This window comes from Tolypothrix tenuis PCC 7101, from assembly GCF_963874875.1.
GTDB lineage: Bacteria > Cyanobacteriota > Cyanobacteriia > Cyanobacteriales > Nostocaceae > Aulosira > Aulosira tenue.
The window spans coordinates 2667546-2686904 of the sequence record NZ_CAWNJS010000001.1; the positions used below are offsets into that span (position 1 = coordinate 2667546).

Here is a 19359-nt window from a genome sequence, read left to right on the forward strand (position 1 = left end):
TTGATGCACGTCAATGGATTAACTATGAATTCTAGGTTCTGGGTGTAAATTTGCTAGCAATTCACTTTCAACAAATGCTAGTTCATCGAGCCGTTGCCTGACAATTGCTCGGTCAAAATAAGTATCTGCTAAAACCCAGTACGTACCAAAGTGACGGGCTTCTGATGCCATCAAACCACGGTAAAATTTTGCTAACTCTGGCTCAGGACAGTGTGTAGCTAATAATCCTAAACGTTCGTGACTGCGTGCTTCAATTAATCCAGTGACGAGTAATGAATCTAAAAATCTGTCGGGTTCTTGGGGACGAACTTGTGCTTTTAAACCTGCGCCGTAGGGAGGTGGGGGTAAGGGTGCAAGGGGAATATTGCGGCGTTCTAGCCACTGGTTGACAAGTTCAAAGTGTTCTAATTCTTCGCGAGCGATCGCAGTTAATTCCCTGACCATTTTCGCATTAGAAGGGTAGCGAAACATAAAATTTAACGCCACTCCCGCAGCTTTGCGTTCGCAGTGGGAATGGTCGAGCAGGATAATATCTAAGTTAGCGATCGCTTGTTCTACCCAAGCTGAACTAGTAGGTTGTTTGAGAGCGTTGATAGTCGGTAATTCGGTAAGCACAGGATAAAAAAACTCCAGATATCTCAATGTAGCTGAGATAGCCCAGCACATTGATTTTAATCTTTTCACAGTGGACTGTTGACTGTTGACTGTCAACAGCCCATGAAATGATTATGGCAATTGATATGACTTACGCAAAAGTTACGTCATTACGAGCGTAGCGACGTAATGACGTAATCCCCTAAAATTATGGGATTGCTTCCCTACACTAAGTTCCGGTCGCAATGACAAATTTTGCTGGCGTAAGTCCTGAACTGAGATAGTTTTTAGTTTAGGGACTTCCAGAAATTAAATTATTTAATCAGCAAAAGCGAAGATATTTAGCAAATTCTTTCTCTCCCTCTGCGCCCCTGCTTCCTCTGCTTCCTCTGCTACCCTAGCGATAGGATATTTTTTTAGTTGGAAGTATCTTACCAGTCTATTCGTTGGCGATCGCGGAAGAATCCACCAGTAGGGCTATGATCAGGAAGCGTGGCTAACCAGACAATTGTATCTGCGCCTTGTTCTAGGGTTCTGGGTGCGTTTACGCCACCCATATCGGTTTTCACCCAACCTGGACATACTGAATTAACTAAAATATTTGTTCCTTGTAATTCACTAGCAAAAATTCGGGTGACAGCATTCAATGCGGTTTTGGAAATACGATATGCTGGAGAGCCTCCCCCCATGCTACTGAGTTGTCCCATTCCGGAAGAAACATTCACAATTCTGCCGTAATTCTGGTTTTTCATTAAAGGAAGTAAAGCCTGGGTAACTCGTAAAGCACCGTAAACATTAGTTTCTATTGTTTGTTGTATTGTGTCAATTTTGGTATTAAAAATACTCAAATTATTACCACTTGCTTCTGAATCAATGTAGATGCCGGCATTATTTACCAAGGCATCAACTTTACCAAATTCTTTATTCAGAAATTCTGCTAATTTATGAGCGCTTTCATCACTAGTAATATCTAGTGGATGATAAATTACATCTAATTCCTCATCTGTTAATTTTGTAGCCGCAGCATTACCTTTTTCTTGGTTGCGGCTAGTGAGAATTACTTGATATCCTTGTTTAGCTAATTCGCGGGAAACTTCCAATCCTAAACCGCGATTTCCACCTGTGATAACGGCAATTTTTTTATTATTACTCATGGTTTCCTCTCGATAATTTTAATCAATATTTATTATTAGCGAAGATAAAGTACTTAATAAATCTGCCGCAGTGTAGGGTTTAGCTAAAAACTCTTGAGCGCCGGCTGCTAAAGCTTCTCGACTTTGAGTAGGTAAACCACTAGTAGCGATGATTTTGAGTTGCGGATTTAATTTTTTGAGGGTACGGATAGCAGTAAATCCATCTAAACTTGGCATCATGATATCGATTAACACTAAATTAATTTCCTGCTGATTCTGGACGTAAATTGCGATCGCCTCTAGACCATCGCTAGCAACCAAAGTTCTATAATTAGCTTGTTCTAGTGTTGTTTTGGTGGCTAATTGCACCATAACCTCATCATCAACAATCATCACTAGCTCTTGGTTGCCTGTTGGTATTGTCACTGCTGATGCTTGCTCATTGATGGCTGCTTCTATGGCTGGTAAGTAAACCTTAAATTTTGTGCCTTTACCCTCTTGGCTCAATACTTGCACAAAGCCCCCACTATTTTTCACAATACTCATGACAGTGGAAAGCCCTAATCCTGTGCCTTTACCAGGTTCTTTGGTGGTAAAAAAAGGGTCAAAAATCCGATCCATCAATTCTGGGGGAATACCTGTACCTGTATCGGAAATGGTAATCACGACATAATTTCCCACCTGGGCATTAAGATCCATCCGGGCATAAATTTCATCAATAAACTGATTTTCAGCAGATATATCGAGAGTTCCACCATCAGGCATTGCATCACGTGCATTGACACAGAGATTCATCAAAATCTGATGTATTTGGGTAGGATAGCCTTTCACCATCCACAGGGTTCTAATAGGAATGTTGGTGGTAATTTCAATAGATTTAGGAAATGTCTGTGTAATAACTTTTGCTACTTCTAAAAGCAAATGTCCAATTTGTAAACAGATGGGTTTGCCTTCTGTTCCTCTAGAAAACATGAGTATTTGTTTAACTAAGTCGCTGCCACGTTTAGCACTTTTAGTTAATACTTCTACCAGTTCTTGAGTTTTGCTATCAACTGCGGGGATTCTTAATGGTAAAAGTTGAGAAATTGACAAAATAGGTGTAAATATATTGTTGAGGTCGTGGGCAATACCGCTAGCTAGAGTTCCCAAACTTTCCAAACGTTGGGCGCGCAGAAATTGCTTTTCTAGACTCTTCTTTTCTGTAATATCAGTGTTGACAATCAGGATTGATTTTGGCTGTCCTGATTCTTCCTGCACCAAAGTCCAACGACTCTCAACGATAATTTTTGTACCTGCTTTGGTAACTTGCTCCAATTCTCCCCGCCAGCAGCCTTTCTCTAATGTACTGTTCATTGCGGCTGCGAGTTGAGATGCATCATCGTTAAATAACTCTTGGGCTGTCTTCTCTATAGCTTCGGCGGCATCAAAGCCATATAATCGCTCAGATCCTAAGCTCCAAAATAAGATTTTATTGTGTAGATTGGTGACAAAAATCGCATCTGTGGCAATATCAATTAAGGCTGCTTGTTCGCGCATTTTCTGTTCTGCTTGTTTGCGCTCTGTAATATCGGTAATCATGCCTAAACCACCGATATATTCACCATTTTCATCAAACATGGGGGTTCCAGAGACAATCGCCCAGACATCACGTCCATTGCGATCGCAAAATTTAAAGTCGTGCTGTTCTTTAATGCCTGGTTGCCGACGTTGCCAATATTGTAAGGCGATCGCTTTTCCCTGGGCATCCATAAATTCAAACAGCGATTTTGCCTGCATTTCCTCGATGGTATAGCCCAACATCGAAGCCATTTGTTGATTAACTAAGGTTGTTTTCCCCTCAGCATCTACAGCCCATACCCCTTCTATGGCAGTTTCCACGATGCAGCGATATTTGGCTTCACTTTGGCGCACAGCCAGTTCTGCTTGCTTTTGCTTGGTAATATTGCGCGTGATGATGAGTACTGATGCAACGGTGCCATTTTGGTCAAATTCTGGGACACAGCGGCTTTGGTAATATTTCACACCCATAGGGCTGGGAAATTCAAATTCTATTTCTGCTGGCTGACTTGTGGTAAATACTTGTGTGAGAGTTTTGTTCCATATAGTTAATTGATCTGCTGGCATTCCTAACTCTTCGTTGGTTTTACCAATAAACTCATGAGCAGGTAAGCCTGTTTCAGCTTCAATGGCTCGATTGACGTAAAGATGGCGGAAATGAGAATCTAATCTGGCAATAATATCGGGTGCATTGTCTGCTAGCGCTCTAAATGCTTGTTTTTCTTGAGATAGTTCAGAAGTGCGCTGTGCTACGCGGATTTCTAATTCTTCACGGGCTTGACGGAGGACTGATTCTGCTAATTTACGCTCGGTGATATCATCTACTACCCCTACCAGGCGTATCGCTTGCCCATACTGATTGTAATAAAAACTACCACGAGCATTCACCCAGCGAATCTGATTATCCGGGAGAATTATCCGATATTCACATATATAGTTTTGTCGATTGGCGATCGCTTTTTGCATACTTGCTTGAACTTCTGGCAAATCTTCCGGGTGAACTCGATTTGCCCAATCTTGGTAACTACGTTTTGGGGTTCCTGGTTGATAGCCAAAAATAATCTCATGGTAAGGTGTCCAAATTGTCTCATTCTTGACCATATCCCAATCCCAAGAGCCAGCTTGAGCCGCCTCTAGCGCTAGTTTTAAACGCTCATTACTTTGTTGCAGTTCTACTTCCAACTGCTGACGTTCGAGTATTTGCTGGTGCAATTCATTTCTTTTTTCAGCAATCTGCTGTTGTAATGTGATAATCACACTCGACACTTCTAAGGGATCGACTGCATTGAGAAAACTGCTTTGAGTGACAATTCCCAACAGTTCGCTGCGATCGCCAGTTACCACTAATCTACGGATATAGCGCTGCTGCATCTGTTGATAAGCAGCCCACATTGAATCCTCTGGCTTGACAGTAAATATAGGCGTACTCATCACTGTTACAGCTTGGGTATGGGCTAAATCCAGATTTAATGCCCGAAATTGCACAATATCTCGTTCGCTAACGATGCCTATGGGGTATATTAATTCCGAGTCGCCTGCTGCTTGAGCTTCGACAATGACGATACAGCTAACCCGATGCTGGCTCATCTGTTGAGCTAAATCGAGTACAGAGGCGTTATGAGGCGCATGAATTACCTGAGTCAGCATTACTTCCCGGACTAGGCGCAATTTCAGCAGATTAGCAGGTTGGAGAGCTTGACGGAGGCTGTTGTGAGTTACAATTCCCAGTAATTTTTCCTGCTCATCCACAATCGGAAGATGGCGAATTTGATGCTGACGCATCAGAGATAGGGGAATTGCAGCATTGTAAGCATCGCTGTATTGCAGGGTGATGGCTTGTTGTGTCATCACTTCGCCTACTTGAATGTTTGCTAAGTTTACCCCCATAGCAATGAGCCTGACTACGTCTCGCTCAGTAAATATACCTCGTATAGCTACTCCTTCGGTAACTAACACATAACTATTGATTCCCGAACTGGAAGAACTCAGTGTTGATGTGGACTTTGCATCATCTAAACTACAACTCCTACCTCGCGCCTGACTCATAAAAGCGATCGCATCCATCACAGTAGTATCAGGTGTCACAGTCAAAGGATGGGGATCGATAACCTGTGCAAGAGCAGGTAATGCGAAGAGATGGTCATTTTGCATATTGTACTCAATAGTTTTTATCTGCGATCGCCAAAATTCACCATGACAATGGGTAGAGAAAATTTGTGATTTGGCAATATTTTTCAGGTGGAATTTTCAAGGGTTTATCCCAATTGAGTCTATCTTCGACTTCTTTAATTTTTAGTTTATCTATTCACCAAAATATCCCGTATGCCATGAAAATATCAATCTCCATATCTATTAAACTTTTCTTATCAATAGATAACCCAGAGATATAAAAGCCTATATTAAATTTTTTTGTTGCGAAAATCACAGACAAAATATTGATATCGCAGTTTGCAAGTAAATGAGGTATCAACTAGGGAATAAATATCAAAATTCTTCTTCCTCATAGCTTGAAAATAGGGAAAATGTTACAGGGGAAGAGAGATTTTCATGTTTGGTTTTGGGCTTTTTACATTGCAGCAAGGATTTTACAGCGTTACAGCTTACAATTAACGCACACTTGATTCCTATATATTTGAGAATTACTTTTAATTATTACTAATGATATTTGTCAATTTTTCCCTTGCGTCTTAAAACGCTCAAAATCAGCGCTTTGAAGCTTTTAAGCTTCTATATCACCATCTTACCTTGAATCAATTTATTTTAATAGATTGCCAACTCTTAGATCATCCTTATGATACAGAATAAATGCATTATTATTTTCGCATCTACCATTAGATATATTTAAGGAATATTACTTAAGCAAAAGTTGCTGCCCAGATCCCCGACTTTTTCAAAAAGGCGGAGATCTAAATCTCGCTAAAGTCAGCAACATTCCACCCTACACATACTACGCCAAAGCATAATCGCGATTATATTCAACTAACTCAATTTCATTACCATCGGGGTCGTTGACATAAATTCTATGCTTTGTTTCTGGTGCTGTCATTGTGTAATAATCAATGCCTTTAGCTTCTAGTAATGCTTTCATAGCTTCGCCATCATTAATTACAAAGCCGACGTGATTAATCCCAATACTTTCGTAGGGTTTATGTACTCGCTCTTGTTCTGAGTCATCATTCAAGGCTAAATAAAACTGATTGTTACCAAAATGCATCCAGCGATCGCCATTGAATATTCCTTCGGCTCGCACATACCAATCAGGAAATAAAGTTTGGTAAAAATTCCGGCTGGCATCGATATCTTTACAAGAAATGTTAATGTGTTCAAAGCGAATCATAGTCATAGTTGGCTCCTTTAAAATGGAAAAATAGAAGACTTATGAATTTTAATTAGTTCGTAATTTAGATTAGTCAAATAATCTCCTGTAAAGGATTAGCAAAGATATTAATATTTGGTTTTTAGCAAAAGAATAGTGATTGTATAGAACAGAATTCAGAAATCAGGAACGGAGCCTGAGACTCAGAAAGCTCCGATCATAAATGTGGCAAGTCTTGCGCCTAAGTTGGCAATGATACCAATGACTAGGCTTTCTATAGCTGGGGTGATTTATTTTCTTGCTCTAAATAAATCATAGTCGAAATGATTATGAGTTGCAACTAGCTGAGATAAAAAATCGCAGATGTTGTTGATCTGCGATCGCAAAAGTCAAATCCCTCCGAAGAGAATTTGGATGAGGTTGATGTTATGTGAAAGTATTACCAAATAAATGGAATCAAACGGGCGCTAGATTTTTGGTACTCATCATAGTCTGGATACTTGGCAGACATAGACTGTTCTTTCTGTGATACGCGTTGTAAGTAGATGGCAAAAACGATTCCAGGTAGCAAATAAGCCCAAGGCGAACCGGCTACCACACTAAAACTTAAATACCGTAGCAAATCGCCAAAATAATTAATATTACGCGAAAAACGCCAGATACCATCACGAACTAGCCCCGCACCATAATCCTTGGCGGTTAGCTTTTGGACATCGGCGGTAGCATTGATCAGTGTACCAAAGGTATATAAAGGCAATGCTATGGCGGTTGCCGTTATTGATAAAGGAATAGGATTAGTAAATGCCAAGTAGCCTGGTAGGGCATAAAGAACGCCGACGAACAACAGCGCGAATAAGAACCTACTAATCCCTATAGGTTCATTAAATATCTGACGGCGTTGGGGATAAAACCACTGTTCCAACAACCACCACAGACAATAGCTGATGTGCAGACAAAGATAAATAACCTGTCGTAAATCTTGGATGCCGAAGACAACAGCAAAGATTAGCAACAGGATAATTGTAATAACTTTAGCTATGTTAATAGCTGTGAGCGCTGTTAACCCTGTTTTTTCGGCGTTGGCAGTATTCTCCATAAGTTTACCGACTCAATATTTTAAAGTTACTAACTTTCATGTGCGCCGATTAACCAGTGTAGCGCTAGCTTGATCAACAGGCATAAGTACTACTTCATTGATATTCACATGAGGCGATCGCGTAGTGCAGAAAAATATCACATCAGCCACATCTTCTGGCGTTAGGGGTTGCACTCCTTGGTATACTTTTTTGGCGCGATCGCTATCGCCATGAAACCGCACATCGCTAAATTCCGTTTCTACCATACCGGGATCGACAGAAGTCACCCGCACAGGAGTACCTAACAAATCTTGTTTTAAACCTTCAGAAATTGCTCTGACAGCAGCTTTTGTACCACAATAAACATTGCCGTTGGGGTAGGTTTGATGTCCGGCTATCGAACCAATATTTACCACATGACCGCGATCGCGTTTTACCATCCCCGGCACTACATAACGGGTAAGGTAAAGTAAGCCCTTGATATTGGTATCAATCATTTCTTCCCAGTCTGTAAAGCTGCCTTCATGCAACTTGTCTAAACCGCGACTCAGTCCCGCATTATTTATTAGTATGTCAATCTCTGACCAAGCATTAGGGAGACTGGAAATAGCAGATTCCACAGCCAGGCGATCGCGCACATCTAGTTGTAACAAATAAGTTTCAGTACCAAATTCTCCACGGAGGTTAGCAGCTAACTCCTGTAACCGTTCCAGCCTTCGCGCCGCCAAAATCAACCTTGCACCCGCACCAGCAAAAACTTTGGCACAAGCAGTCCCAATCCCACTACTTGCGCCAGTGATCAGAATAATTTGATTTTGCAGGGAAATCATTGTTAGTCAAGAGTCAAGAGTCTAGTGTCCATTGTCCAATAATTCGGAACAATTGACTAATTGGGGATTGGGGACTGGGGACTGGGGGAAAAGGGAAAGGAAAAAAAGGGAAATTATTATTACCCATTACCCATTACCTATTACCAATGCCCAATGCCCAATGCCCCATGCCCTATTTACTTTTTCACAACCTGTAAACGCTGTGTCACCATCGTCATCCCATCTCCCCGGAGGATGACAGCAGAAAGCCATTGGCTACCAGGGGTTGAAGGTGCGCGTCCGACTTTAAAAAGTCCGCCAGAGTTGAGTAATTCTAAATCCACAGGTGTGGGGTTAAGATATTTGTCTGCTTTAATAGGTTCTTCTATGGCGGTTCCTAAAAGAAACTCATCGCCTAATGGTTCTTGAACAATCGCATCAAAATTATATTGCTGTCCAACTTGGACTTGTTGTGGTAACTTAACATCAACTTGAGGTGGTTTGCTACCTGAAGTTAGCAGGGTACGTTCCGACAAGATATCTTGACGGATGATTTTTGCACCTGCGATTCGCTGACGCGATCTAATTGTGGCGTTGAAACTTAAATTATTACTGTTAGCCGAAGGTAAACCAGTTATATTAGTGACGGTTTCAGCCACAATCCCATTGCCTTGTGATTGCCAAGATTGCAGTTGGGTACTGTATCTTAATTTGGGATATCGTTTCCAGAGGTCAACTAAGGCTTTTTCTAAAGTTTGGCGATTTAAACCATCGCCATGAGTAAAACTAGGGCTGTAGAATTCGATTACCTTTTTAATATCACCTTGAGTAGCGGCTGTATCAATTTGTGTTAACAAATTTGTCAATTCGGAAGGTGCGTTTTGTGCGTATTTTCTAGCAGCTACACGCTCAGATGTTGATTTCCTAGAAAGTTGTGAGTTTCTTGGTGTACTGGCTTGAGTACATTGCCAAGTACTGACGATCCCCAGGGTCACTAAAGATAAAATTAGCCCGATGCTGGTGGGAAATTTGCAGCGGCGTTTCAGTAATAAAGTAATAATCTTAGTCATTGGCAAGAATTTACTGATTTCACTAGAGAAGGTGAGGAAATTGTTTTATCTTAGTTAAACTAAGCGCTAAACGGTAGGGTTTTGATGGTAGAAGAAGCACCGATTAGGTTATTAATAGCAGCCAGTGGGACTGGTGGACATTTGTTTCCCGCGATCGCACTGGCCCAAAAACTTCCAGAATATGAAATTGAATGGTTGGGTGTCCCCAATCGTTTAGAAACTCAGCTTGTACCCAGACACTATCCTTTGCATACTATTGCAGTCGAAGGGTTTCAGCAAGGTTTTGGCATTTCGTCTTTTCGCATTTTAGGTAAACTCATTGGTTCGATTTTGGATGTGAGACGCATCCTCAAACAAGGTAATTTTCAGGGATTATTTACCACGGGAGGTTATATAGCAGGCCCCGCCGTGATTGCGGCGCGTTCTCTAGGAATACCTGTAGTTTTCCACGAATCTAACGCTTTACCAGGTAAGGTAACACGCTTTTTCGGCCCTTGGTGTGATGCTGTGGCTGTGGGTTTTGATGTAGCTGCCCAGTATTTACCCCGTGCTAAAAATGTTTACGTTGGGACTCCCGTGCGATCGCAATTCCTCGATCCCGGAATCAATGTCTCGCTAGATTTACCCATCCCTGATGGCGTTCCCTTAATTGTTGTCTTTGGTGGTAGTCAAGGCGCAGTCGCAATTAATCAGTTAGTCCGTCAATCTGCACCCGCTTGGTTTGCAGCTGGCGCTTATGTAGTGCATTTAACAGGAGATAAAGATCCAGAAGCGGATAGTCTCAAGCATCCCCAATATATCGCCTTGCCGTTTTACGATAATATGGCGGCCTTGTTGCGACGGGCAAATTTAGCCATTAGTCGTTCTGGTGCAGGTAGCTTAACAGAATTGGCGGTGTGTGGTACGCCAGCGATTTTAATTCCTTACCCCTTTGCAGCCGAAGATCATCAAACTTACAATGCGAAGGTGTTTACCAAAGCAGGCGCAGCCTTAGCATTCCAGCAATCAGAGTTAACCACCGAAATATTGCAGAATCAGGTTTTAGAATTATTGCACTCACCTAGCGAACTAGCCAAGATGGGAGAGAAAGCAAAAGCGATCGCAATTCCCGACAGTGCTGATAAATTAGCGCAATTACTGCGTGAAGTAGTGGAAAGGTAGAAAATCAACTACTAAATGCAGAGTATGAGGAGTGACTTTTTTAAATCTGCATATTTTTTGGTGGATGAATCTGGCGTAAATAGATGCTTGCAACTGTAGGAAAAACCGTAATTCCTACAATAAGAATTGATGGAACTGCAAAAACATTAAACCGTTGACTATAGCAGCACAAAAATATCAACGGTTTAGCATATTTTGATGATCTCAACAGACTAGCAAAACGATCCCCATGCAGATGACATTTTGATTCCTGTCTCGATATGCTTAATTTATAACGAGTTCTCATTTCGAGCAAACCAAAATGCTAGCAAGTACTGTCATGCAACGATTGGCCTGTAGTTCTTTAATTATTTCATCTTTAATTGCAATAGCAGGACATTCAGCTATGGCTCAAAGTCCGATAATTCATGCTCAAATGGGGATCAATTATGCAGCAAAAGTCAAGGCTTTTGATAGCAATGATGTAATTAAAATTGCTCAATCTCCTAGCGGAATTGATGAAAAAGCTGCCGTTGACTTAGTCGCTAAACTACCACAAGTCAAACGTAAAACTAGAGAAATTGAACAACTTTCTAAGGGAAAGATTCGTGTCGCTACAATGATTGATAGTTCACCAACTCCCGAAGCACCTTACTACACGGTGCGAGTTGTAGAAAATCATGTAGACCATGTTGACACCATTTATTTATTCCGGGTCTTGAATCCCAGTGGTAACATTCAAGTTTACGATATTCTCAAGGATGAATATATCTCCTTAGAAACATGGAAACCTAATTAACAATTTGTAAAATGCAAGACAAAAAGCCCATAAGTCCGTGGAATTACAAACCTTGGTGGTGTCAACCCTGGTCTATAGTTCTTACAGGTATAACGCTGATTAGTGGTAGTTGGCTAATATTTAAAACTATTTGGCTAACAGTTATCATCTCTATACCTATCTTGCTTTGGATGGGCTTTTTTCTATTAATCTGGCCGCAACTAATTATTCGCAGTGGTATTTTAGATTCTTACCAAAACCAAAATTTAGATCATTGATAATTTTGGGTTGCAGTCTCGCTATCAAACTATAATTTAATTTCTGAAATCAACGTAGGGTGCGTTAGCCTTAGGCGTAACGCACCTTTCTATTTTATAAGAAGTTATGAGGTGGCGGATTGGCATTTTCCCCGTTATACAAGAAAATTTGGTGCATTTTACTCGTTTACTTAATAGCGTTTAAATACTCACTAAGTAGCCAAAATCAGCATCCAATTTAATACCATGCCTTCCTTTAGTTAGAAGGTAAGGCAATTAATTTTAATTAACCTTTTGAATATAACGCAAATTTGATTTCTGATTTTGGGATTTTTACCCAAAATTCCACAGAAATATTTGTCAGATTACTTGACGACTCAGATTCGATTTTTGAAGTTCACGTAGGATGCGTTAGCGATAGCGTAACGCATCCGCACCAAAGCTGAGATTTTTTCAGAAATCAAATCGGATTCTTATTGTAATCAAACATCTGCAATCATTCACTGAATTTAGGAGTCATCAATGCAGAAATCCAACGACCAATCACGCTATTTTCAGAAATATCTTTCTCTTGCACCAGTTCTGTCCGTACTAACTATATCCATAGCTTTTTCTATATGGGCGATTTTTAATTTTATCTTCCCCGATTTGCTTTTTCATCCCATGCCATAATCATGCGTAATCTGCTTTACAGCGATTTTCAGGTAAATGAACCACATCTTTATATCTTACGCAAATGAACAAAGAAATACAGATATTAGCGTGTGGTCTAAATACATGAAAACTGCTTTAAGAAGACGCAATTACCTACAAATGATTATGTTTCAGGCAGAAATTTAAATTCTGCCTGTAATTGTCTTTAATTCCAATTAAAACGTTTATATCAATTCACAATTTATTTAACTTCCTGCATATTTTTCACAATCTTTGTAACCAAATTCCTAGGTGTAAATCTCACCATTTCTGCCAGAATTCTATTTTTCAACCCAGGAATAGCAACAGTTTTACCTTCCATTAAGGCACGATAACCGATTTTTGCTACTGTTTCTGCATCCATCATATTATTATTTTCTATTTGTTTAGCACCTGCAAGCCCTGTGCGTTCATGAAAAGCTGATTCTGTTGGCCCGGGACAAAGAGCTGTTACAGTGACACCTGTATTTTCTAATTCACTTGCTAGTGCTTGAGAGAATGATAAAATATAGGCTTTGGTAGCAAAATAAACTGCCATTAAAGGGCCTGGTTGAAAAGCAGCTGCAGAAGCAAGATTTAAGATTTTCCCCTCACCTTTGCTCACCATATCTTTGAGAAATAACTTAGTTAAATGAGTCAGGGTGACTAAATTTACTTGCAGCATATCTAGCTCAGTATTCAAGTTAGTTTCACTAAATAAACCATGAATACCAAATCCAGCATTATTTACTAGCACATCAATCTGAATAGATTCTTGTTGTAATTCTGCAAAAATCTCTTCTGGTGAAGTTTTTATAGATAAATCCTTAACTATAGGTTTTACACAAATGTCAAATTGCTGCCTAATTTTCTCAGTAACATCAGCTAGCCTTTGCGCCATGATATCTATTAATACAAGATTATAGTTATTTTGGGCAAAAATATATGCCAATTCATAGCCAATCCCGTTAGCTGCGCCTGTAATCAGAACGGTTTTTTTGTAATTGTATTGCTGTGCTTTGTTCATAAGAGAAAATATGTAGATTATACCTAATGGGTTTGGCGGTTCTAAAAATTATGCAAAATAATCGCGGAACAAAATAGAAATATTTAGCGTCCTTAATTTATTGGAAATATGAGTTACAAATTTTAGATTGTAACCCATAAAAACCAATAATTAAGCTCCTCTCTTTTGAATATAGTTCCATGACTATAAAGCTGTTGTATATCTCAAGACAAACTGCAAATATCATAAAGTTATGGTTTGCCAACAATAGCTTTAACTAATACCAAAGTAGTATTCCGAAAATCTCTAGGATGATTTTTACTTTCCAGATGTCATCCAAATATAAAATGCGCTAGAATAGCCTATTTCTAATATATTGAGCGTTAATTGAGAGTGGCGATCGCTACAACTTCTCAACAGTTCCAATATCAAAATTAAGTTTAATTATGAACATATCTAAAACAGTATATTTATATAAGCAAAAAAAATAATCATGTAATTTGAATTACATGATTATTGCATTGAGGATTACTTGATGCAATCAATTTTTAAGCTGCCGACCGCCTAGCTGCCCAAATATCCAAAGGAATTTTACGAATACCCGGACAATAAATAAATATCGCTCCATAGCTAACAACCAGCACTCCCACTGCTGCAACTGGTGGTAAGAACACACCAGCAAACATAGAAATTGTCGAGACTAAGGTAATCCAAAAGGCATCCCAATAATCGGGTGAACCAAATAACTTAGCAATCGATTTATGAAGCAGGTAGAAGCTGGGTAAAGCCAAAATTTCTGACAAACCGTATCCCCACAATCCCATTAGCGGGAGGAAAATTATGGTTGCTAACCATAGAACACCTACATACCAAGCGTTGCGATGAGCAATTTCATAGTTATGTCCTACAGCATACAAACTAGATGTATGCAGTTCAAAAATCGCTCCTACCAAAACTCCTACTGCAATGAAGGGAAAGATTTGAGCACTGATTAACCACTTATGAGAGAACATTAAAGGAATTAACCAGGCAGAAGTACAAGAAAAAGCAGCACAAATCGGCCCAATTAATAGAGCCTGATATGTCATTCCTTTACTAATTGCCTTGCGCGTTTGTTCTGGCTTATCCACTAATTTCGCCATCACGCTAATGGACATCCGCCGCACCACCAAACGCAAGATTGCTAATTGCTCTGCCAATCGCATGGCAATACTGATGTAGCCAACTATCTCCGTACCGCCTAAACGACTCACTAATAAAGGCAATCGTAATCTTCTCAGGTTTAAAATGCCATCAGAGCCAGAATAGGTAAGTCCATAATTTATGGCGGGTTTAACTACTTTCCATTGCCAACTCCAGCGCCAAGGAACGGGATAATAGTAGTACGCCATTACTAGTTGGACTAAATATCCCAAAACTGTGCCAATAATCGGCCCCCAATAGCCCCAGCCAATTAATACTAGGGGAATAGCCGAAACATACAACACCACACGAGACACTGCTTCTAACAAACCCACCTTGTCAAAACTCAGTTCTCGTTCCAACATACTAGTCGGAACTCGACTCACCATATCCATCCACAACGCAGGTAAGACGGCTTGTAATGCACCAGTCACCTCTGGCTCTTTTGTCCACCAGCCAACCAGGGGAGCAGCACACCACAATACAGCACAAATCGCTATTCCCAAAAAGTTATAAAATGCCTGGATTTGTGCGGGTTCTTCATCAGTAAGATTTGGCTGACGTACTAGGTAAACCTGCAATCCCAAACGGCAGACTTGATTTAAAAAATAAAAAATACTTAGAACAATAGTGACAATACCATATAGTCCAGGGCCTAACATTCGAGCAATTACTAGTACATTCACCATTGAAAGGGCTGCAACTAGTAATTGTCTCAGTGTCATTGAGACACCGCCGCGAATAATTTTTCCTTTAATATCTTTTGTATTAGGCATTTATAGAAACATCTTGATTTTAGTTAATAATGATGGGATGAGATTGATGCATGATAATTTCTGCTGGAATTACCAGAATTCATTATTCAGAGCGTGACAAGCGGCGGCGAGTAGAATTCCTTTGATAATTAAAATATTTCGGTTTTGTAGATGTAGCTGAATCAACTTCAGCATTGATCGGTTTATCCCAATCCCAGCCAGCTACAGCTAATAAAGTCCACCAGTAGAAAAATAGAGTAGTGTGATTCCAAACATTTCCTGCTAACATCCCTACTAACATAGAGACAAGAAACGCTAGCATAATAAAACAGAGATTGCGTTTCGATGAATTAGGTGGAACAGAGTAAGCTAGTTGGAACAGACGAACAAATAGGGCACCAATTAAAAACAAAAATAGAATAAATCCAAAAATCCCTTCTTCAGCCAAAAATCTCACATAATCGTTATGAGAATAGCTAGCAAGGGGAGTTAAGAACCTAGAGGTGTCTAATCCATATCCTAAAAGTGGTGAATACTTCCATTTTTCTAGTAAGAATGTCCACTGAGCAATCCGCCAGTTAAAACTATTGCCATCATCCCATTGCAACAAAATTGCGCGAGATACATCAATATCTGGGTTTAATAGTGGTGTGCCATACAAAGATTGCAAACGCTCTTGCCCCATAGGTGAGCTAGCAAAGAAAAATAACACCAACCCAAACAGTAAAATACCGCCAATTAAGTTGACTATATTCATTTTTGGTGCGACTAATGCTGGAATAAAAGCAACCAGCATCATTAACCCTGTTAATGATTTACTACTAACTAAGAAAAAAGCCAGCGCTGCAACTAATATTAGCCAAGGTAAACGTTGCTTTACTTGCCCTACTTTCCAAAGTGCAACACCAAGAAAAAACAAAGTGAATGTCGCAAAAGCATTGGGATGTCCCAAAGTTCCATTCATCCGCGATCCAGCTTCAATAGCGTATCCGCTTTGAAATACTAGAAACGAAGGCAGCATTGATGGTGGTAACAAGATTTGCAAAGTAGCTGCGGTGATGGGAATAATCAAACTTAAGAATAAGTAAGAAATTACTTTCTCTGCTGTTAGTCGATCCTTAAGTTGCATCACTAACAGGTAAATCATCAATCCCGAAAATACTCTGATCCATTCCCGCATAGCTACTGGTAAGTATGAGGCTCCTAGCCCTAACCCACCTATTGCTTGTAAAACTACCCATAATCCTTGCAGAGCAATCCATCCCGCTAGCAACCACCAAAATCCATCGGTATGTATTTTTTGTCTGCGAAGCAAGAGAACTGCCACATAAAGCAATGCCAAGATATCTATTCCTACAGCAAATGCAGCAGGTAGTTGCTGATCAGAAAAGGCATCTAAAGCACTGCGTAAAATTAATAAACCTAAAACGGTTTGCTCAAAGTTTTTAAAGAAATTGATGAGGATAGCAATAGCAACAAAAAGCACAAATATGTACAGTGGTTGTAAGTTTGCAACCACACCAAAAATAATGCTAAGAATAAGTCCTAAAATACTAATCCAAATGGTAGGACGAAAAAGAATATTGCTACCTTGATCTATTGCCATTATCTGTCAAATATGTATTTGTCTCATCCGAAAAGCTGCACAATAAAAACTCAGAAGAACTGCTATAGCACCCCGTAAATTGAGCCAATATCTAAGTAAAAGGCTGGCAAAATTATTATTCTTGTACTAGCCAGTATGTTTGCCTGTTTCCTTAACCATTGACCATGAGGAAGAATGTTCAGCTGCTGCTAATTGCTTTCTTTCAACAGTAGAAGCAAGTGCAGGAGGAGCTTTTTCTAGTGGTAGTACAGTTTCATTCATGACTACGCCCAAAACAACGCTACCACTCTTTTGTAAGTTAGATATTGCTTGCATAGCAGCATCTCTAGAGGTAGTGTTAGGCTTAACAACTAGAAGTACACCATCTGAAAATTGGCTTAAGGTAGCAGCATCTGCAGAATTTTTGATGGGAGCAGAATCAACGATTACATAATCATAATGTTTTGCCGCTTCTTCCAAAAGCTCCGCCATCGCATCTGTCTCAATAATCATAGATGGGCGATCGGGGATTTTACCAGAGCCTAGTACTGATAAATTGGGAATTGCTGTTTGTTGAACTGCATTCTGCCAAGGCACATTCTCTGTAATGACTTCTGTTAATCCTAGGGAAGAAGGCAGATTCAGCAAACTTTCATACATGGGATATTGAAAGTCTGCATTGATAATTAATGTGCGTCTTGATAAAATTCCGGCTACAGCAGCTAAATGTAATGCTACTGAAGATTTTCCTTCTCCACCACTGACACTGCTAATAACGATAACTCTGGCGCTCTCTTTACCAGCAGATTCTAAGGTTTTGAGCAACATCCGGTATGGCTCTACAGAGTCGGAGGTATCCAACAAATTGTTGAGGTCTGCCAAACTAGAGGTTGCAGGTGAAAATTTGGGTAATACTCCGATTACAGGAGTTTCTAGCCAAGCTTCAACTTCAGATGTATCGCGCAATGTGGAAGCCATGAGTTCCCGAATTAATACCATTGCGCCAGCCGCAATAATGGCAATGACGGTACTGAGTACTATAATTACCAGGGGTCTTGGTGAAACTGGATCGGTAGGAATTTCAGCTTGTCCAATAATCCGGATGTTGCTGAGGATTTGTCCTTCTGCAATCCGGGCTTCTTCTAGCTTATCTTCTAAGGCTTTGAGAGCTTTATCAGCTTTTTCGCGTTCCCGAGTCAAGCTTACCAATGCTTGTTGAGAAGAGGGAATTTTTGCTACACGCGATCGCAAACGCTGGATGTCAGACTGGACGACGTTGAGCTTATTTTCTAAGCCCTGACGTTCAATATGACTGGTGATATACAAAGACATTAAGTCTTGGCTTAATTGGTTAGAGGCAACTTGGCTAGAAGATACCGCTTGATTTGCAGGAACTATTTGTGATAGTTGTTGATTATACAAAGAACGTAGTTCGTCTCGCTTATGTAACAGCGCTAAAACATTAGGATGTTCGTCTGTCCACCGGAAGCGAGCATCTGTGAGTGCTACTTCTACACTTGTAAGTTGTCTTTGCAGTTCTTTGAGCTGTTCATCTTGCCCAACACGACCAGCAACGTATGCCCCTTGAGAATCATTTACCCCCACTACTTGTTGTAATGATTGGTCTTTGTTTCTAGCTTCTTGCAATTGGGCGCGCAGCTGCCTTTCCTGATTTTCTAGCTCTGTTAAGCTTTCAATTAAACCTTGAGTTTGGGTTTCTGATGCCACTAAAGAATAGGTTTCCCGATATCTTCTTTCTGCGATCTCAGCTTGTTTGAGCTTGATTTGTTGTTGAGCGATTTGCTCTTCCAGAAACTTGCGTACTGATGAAGCTTCTGTGCGAATTAGCTTAGTGTTTTCCACCATCACCAACTTGGCAATCTCGTTTAACAGATCGGCTGATACTTTGGGATAGGGGTTTTGATAGCTAATTTGCAACAGATTCGTTGCCGGTATAATTTCTACCCTAATGGCTTGCTGTAATTGCTCAATTGTGGGTAGCTTCTCGACTGGTATTTCACTATTTTTCTGAAATTTTTTGAGCGCACTCCGCAGAACTTGAGGAGATTTTACTAATTCTGCTTGTGTTGCTACTGGGTCAGCAGCTTTACTAGGTGCTTTATTATTAATATCTGTTAATGCTTGGCCTAGAGATGTTAGACCAACTTCTTTTTGCCCAACAAGTAGTCTTATTGATGTTTCATATAAACGAGGTGAAATTGCAAAACTAATTGCAGCTACACCTACTAATACAGATACAAAAGTTAATGCCGCCGCCCAAGAATGACGTTTAATAGCGGATGTTGAAGATAAAGGAAAAGCAGCTTTACCCATTAATGTGCCTGCCAAGATTTCGCTTTGAAAGTATACTAAAACTGGTTAAAGTAAATTTCTTTAACGTAGAAAATACTATAGGTTAATAATTATGT

15 protein-coding genes are annotated in these 19359 nt (G+C 40.1%); 4 read left to right on the plus strand and 11 right to left on the minus strand.

Annotation, left to right across the window (positions count from 1 at the left end):
• Positions 1–18 precede the first annotated feature (18 nt).
• From AACU25_RS11005 to AACU25_RS11035, 7 genes are all read right to left on the minus strand, one after another.
• Positions 19–615: a MiaE family protein gene (locus AACU25_RS11005; protein WP_096583658.1), complete on the minus strand. Its 597-nt coding sequence runs from the start codon at positions 613–615 to the stop codon at positions 19–21.
• Positions 616–1025: 410 nt separating this feature from the next.
• Positions 1026–1748: an SDR family oxidoreductase gene (locus AACU25_RS11010; protein WP_096575518.1), complete on the minus strand. Its 723-nt coding sequence runs from the start codon at positions 1746–1748 to the stop codon at positions 1026–1028.
• Between the two features lie 18 nt (positions 1749–1766).
• Complete coding sequence (locus tag AACU25_RS11015; RefSeq protein WP_096575520.1) at positions 1767–5435, minus strand: PAS domain S-box protein; 3669 nt, start codon at positions 5433–5435, stop codon at positions 1767–1769.
• A 796-nt stretch (positions 5436–6231) separates the two neighbouring features.
• On the minus strand, positions 6232–6627 hold the full coding sequence (locus tag AACU25_RS11020; RefSeq protein ID WP_096575522.1) for a VOC family protein: 396 nt from the start codon (positions 6625–6627) through the stop codon (positions 6232–6234).
• 412 nt (positions 6628–7039) lie between these two features.
• Positions 7040–7696 (minus strand): DUF1295 domain-containing protein, encoded by a 657-nt coding sequence (locus AACU25_RS11025; protein ID WP_096575524.1) that lies wholly within the window; start codon positions 7694–7696, stop codon positions 7040–7042.
• A gap of 36 nt (positions 7697–7732) precedes the next feature.
• Complete coding sequence (locus tag AACU25_RS11030; RefSeq protein WP_096575526.1) at positions 7733–8506, minus strand: SDR family oxidoreductase; 774 nt, start codon at positions 8504–8506, stop codon at positions 7733–7735.
• 176 nt (positions 8507–8682) lie between these two features.
• On the minus strand, positions 8683–9555 hold the full coding sequence (locus AACU25_RS11035) for a hypothetical protein (protein WP_096575528.1): 873 nt from the start codon (positions 9553–9555) through the stop codon (positions 8683–8685).
• Positions 9556–9639: 84 nt separating this feature from the next.
• Here AACU25_RS11035 and murG point away from each other — a divergent pair, with 84 nt between their 5' ends.
• The 4 genes from murG (at position 9640) to AACU25_RS11055 (ending at position 12402) form a co-directional block, all read left to right on the plus strand.
• The gene (murG, locus tag AACU25_RS11040) at positions 9640–10716 is read left to right on the plus strand and encodes an undecaprenyldiphospho-muramoylpentapeptide beta-N-acetylglucosaminyltransferase (protein ID WP_096575530.1); all 1077 of its coding nucleotides are present in this window, start codon (positions 9640–9642) and stop codon (positions 10714–10716) included.
• Between the two features lie 301 nt (positions 10717–11017).
• Positions 11018–11494 carry a hypothetical protein gene (locus tag AACU25_RS11045; RefSeq protein ID WP_321206639.1) on the plus strand — a complete coding sequence of 159 codons (477 nt, stop codon included), beginning with the start codon at positions 11018–11020 and terminating at the stop codon, positions 11492–11494.
• Between the two features lie 11 nt (positions 11495–11505).
• Positions 11506–11751: a DUF6737 family protein gene (locus AACU25_RS11050; protein ID WP_096575532.1), complete on the plus strand. Its 246-nt coding sequence runs from the start codon at positions 11506–11508 to the stop codon at positions 11749–11751.
• Positions 11752–12252: 501 nt separating this feature from the next.
• Entirely contained in the window at positions 12253–12402 is a 150-nt protein-coding gene (locus AACU25_RS11055; protein WP_096575534.1) for a PsaJ protein, read from the plus strand.
• Between the two features lie 223 nt (positions 12403–12625).
• Here AACU25_RS11055 and AACU25_RS11060 read toward each other — a convergent pair whose 3' ends face one another.
• From AACU25_RS11060 to AACU25_RS11075, 4 genes are all read right to left on the minus strand, one after another.
• Positions 12626–13429 carry an SDR family NAD(P)-dependent oxidoreductase gene (locus tag AACU25_RS11060; RefSeq protein WP_096575536.1) on the minus strand — a complete coding sequence of 268 codons (804 nt, stop codon included), beginning with the start codon at positions 13427–13429 and terminating at the stop codon, positions 12626–12628.
• Between the two features lie 527 nt (positions 13430–13956).
• The gene (locus AACU25_RS11065) at positions 13957–15366 is read right to left on the minus strand and encodes an oligosaccharide flippase family protein (protein ID WP_096575538.1); all 1410 of its coding nucleotides are present in this window, start codon (positions 15364–15366) and stop codon (positions 13957–13959) included.
• Positions 15367–15448: 82 nt separating this feature from the next.
• On the minus strand, positions 15449–16951 hold the full coding sequence (locus AACU25_RS11070; protein WP_096575540.1) for an O-antigen ligase family protein: 1503 nt from the start codon (positions 16949–16951) through the stop codon (positions 15449–15451).
• Positions 16952–17077: 126 nt separating this feature from the next.
• On the minus strand, positions 17078–19279 hold the full coding sequence (locus tag AACU25_RS11075; protein WP_190445702.1) for a polysaccharide biosynthesis tyrosine autokinase: 2202 nt from the start codon (positions 19277–19279) through the stop codon (positions 17078–17080).
• Between the last annotated feature and the right edge of the window lie 80 nt (positions 19280–19359).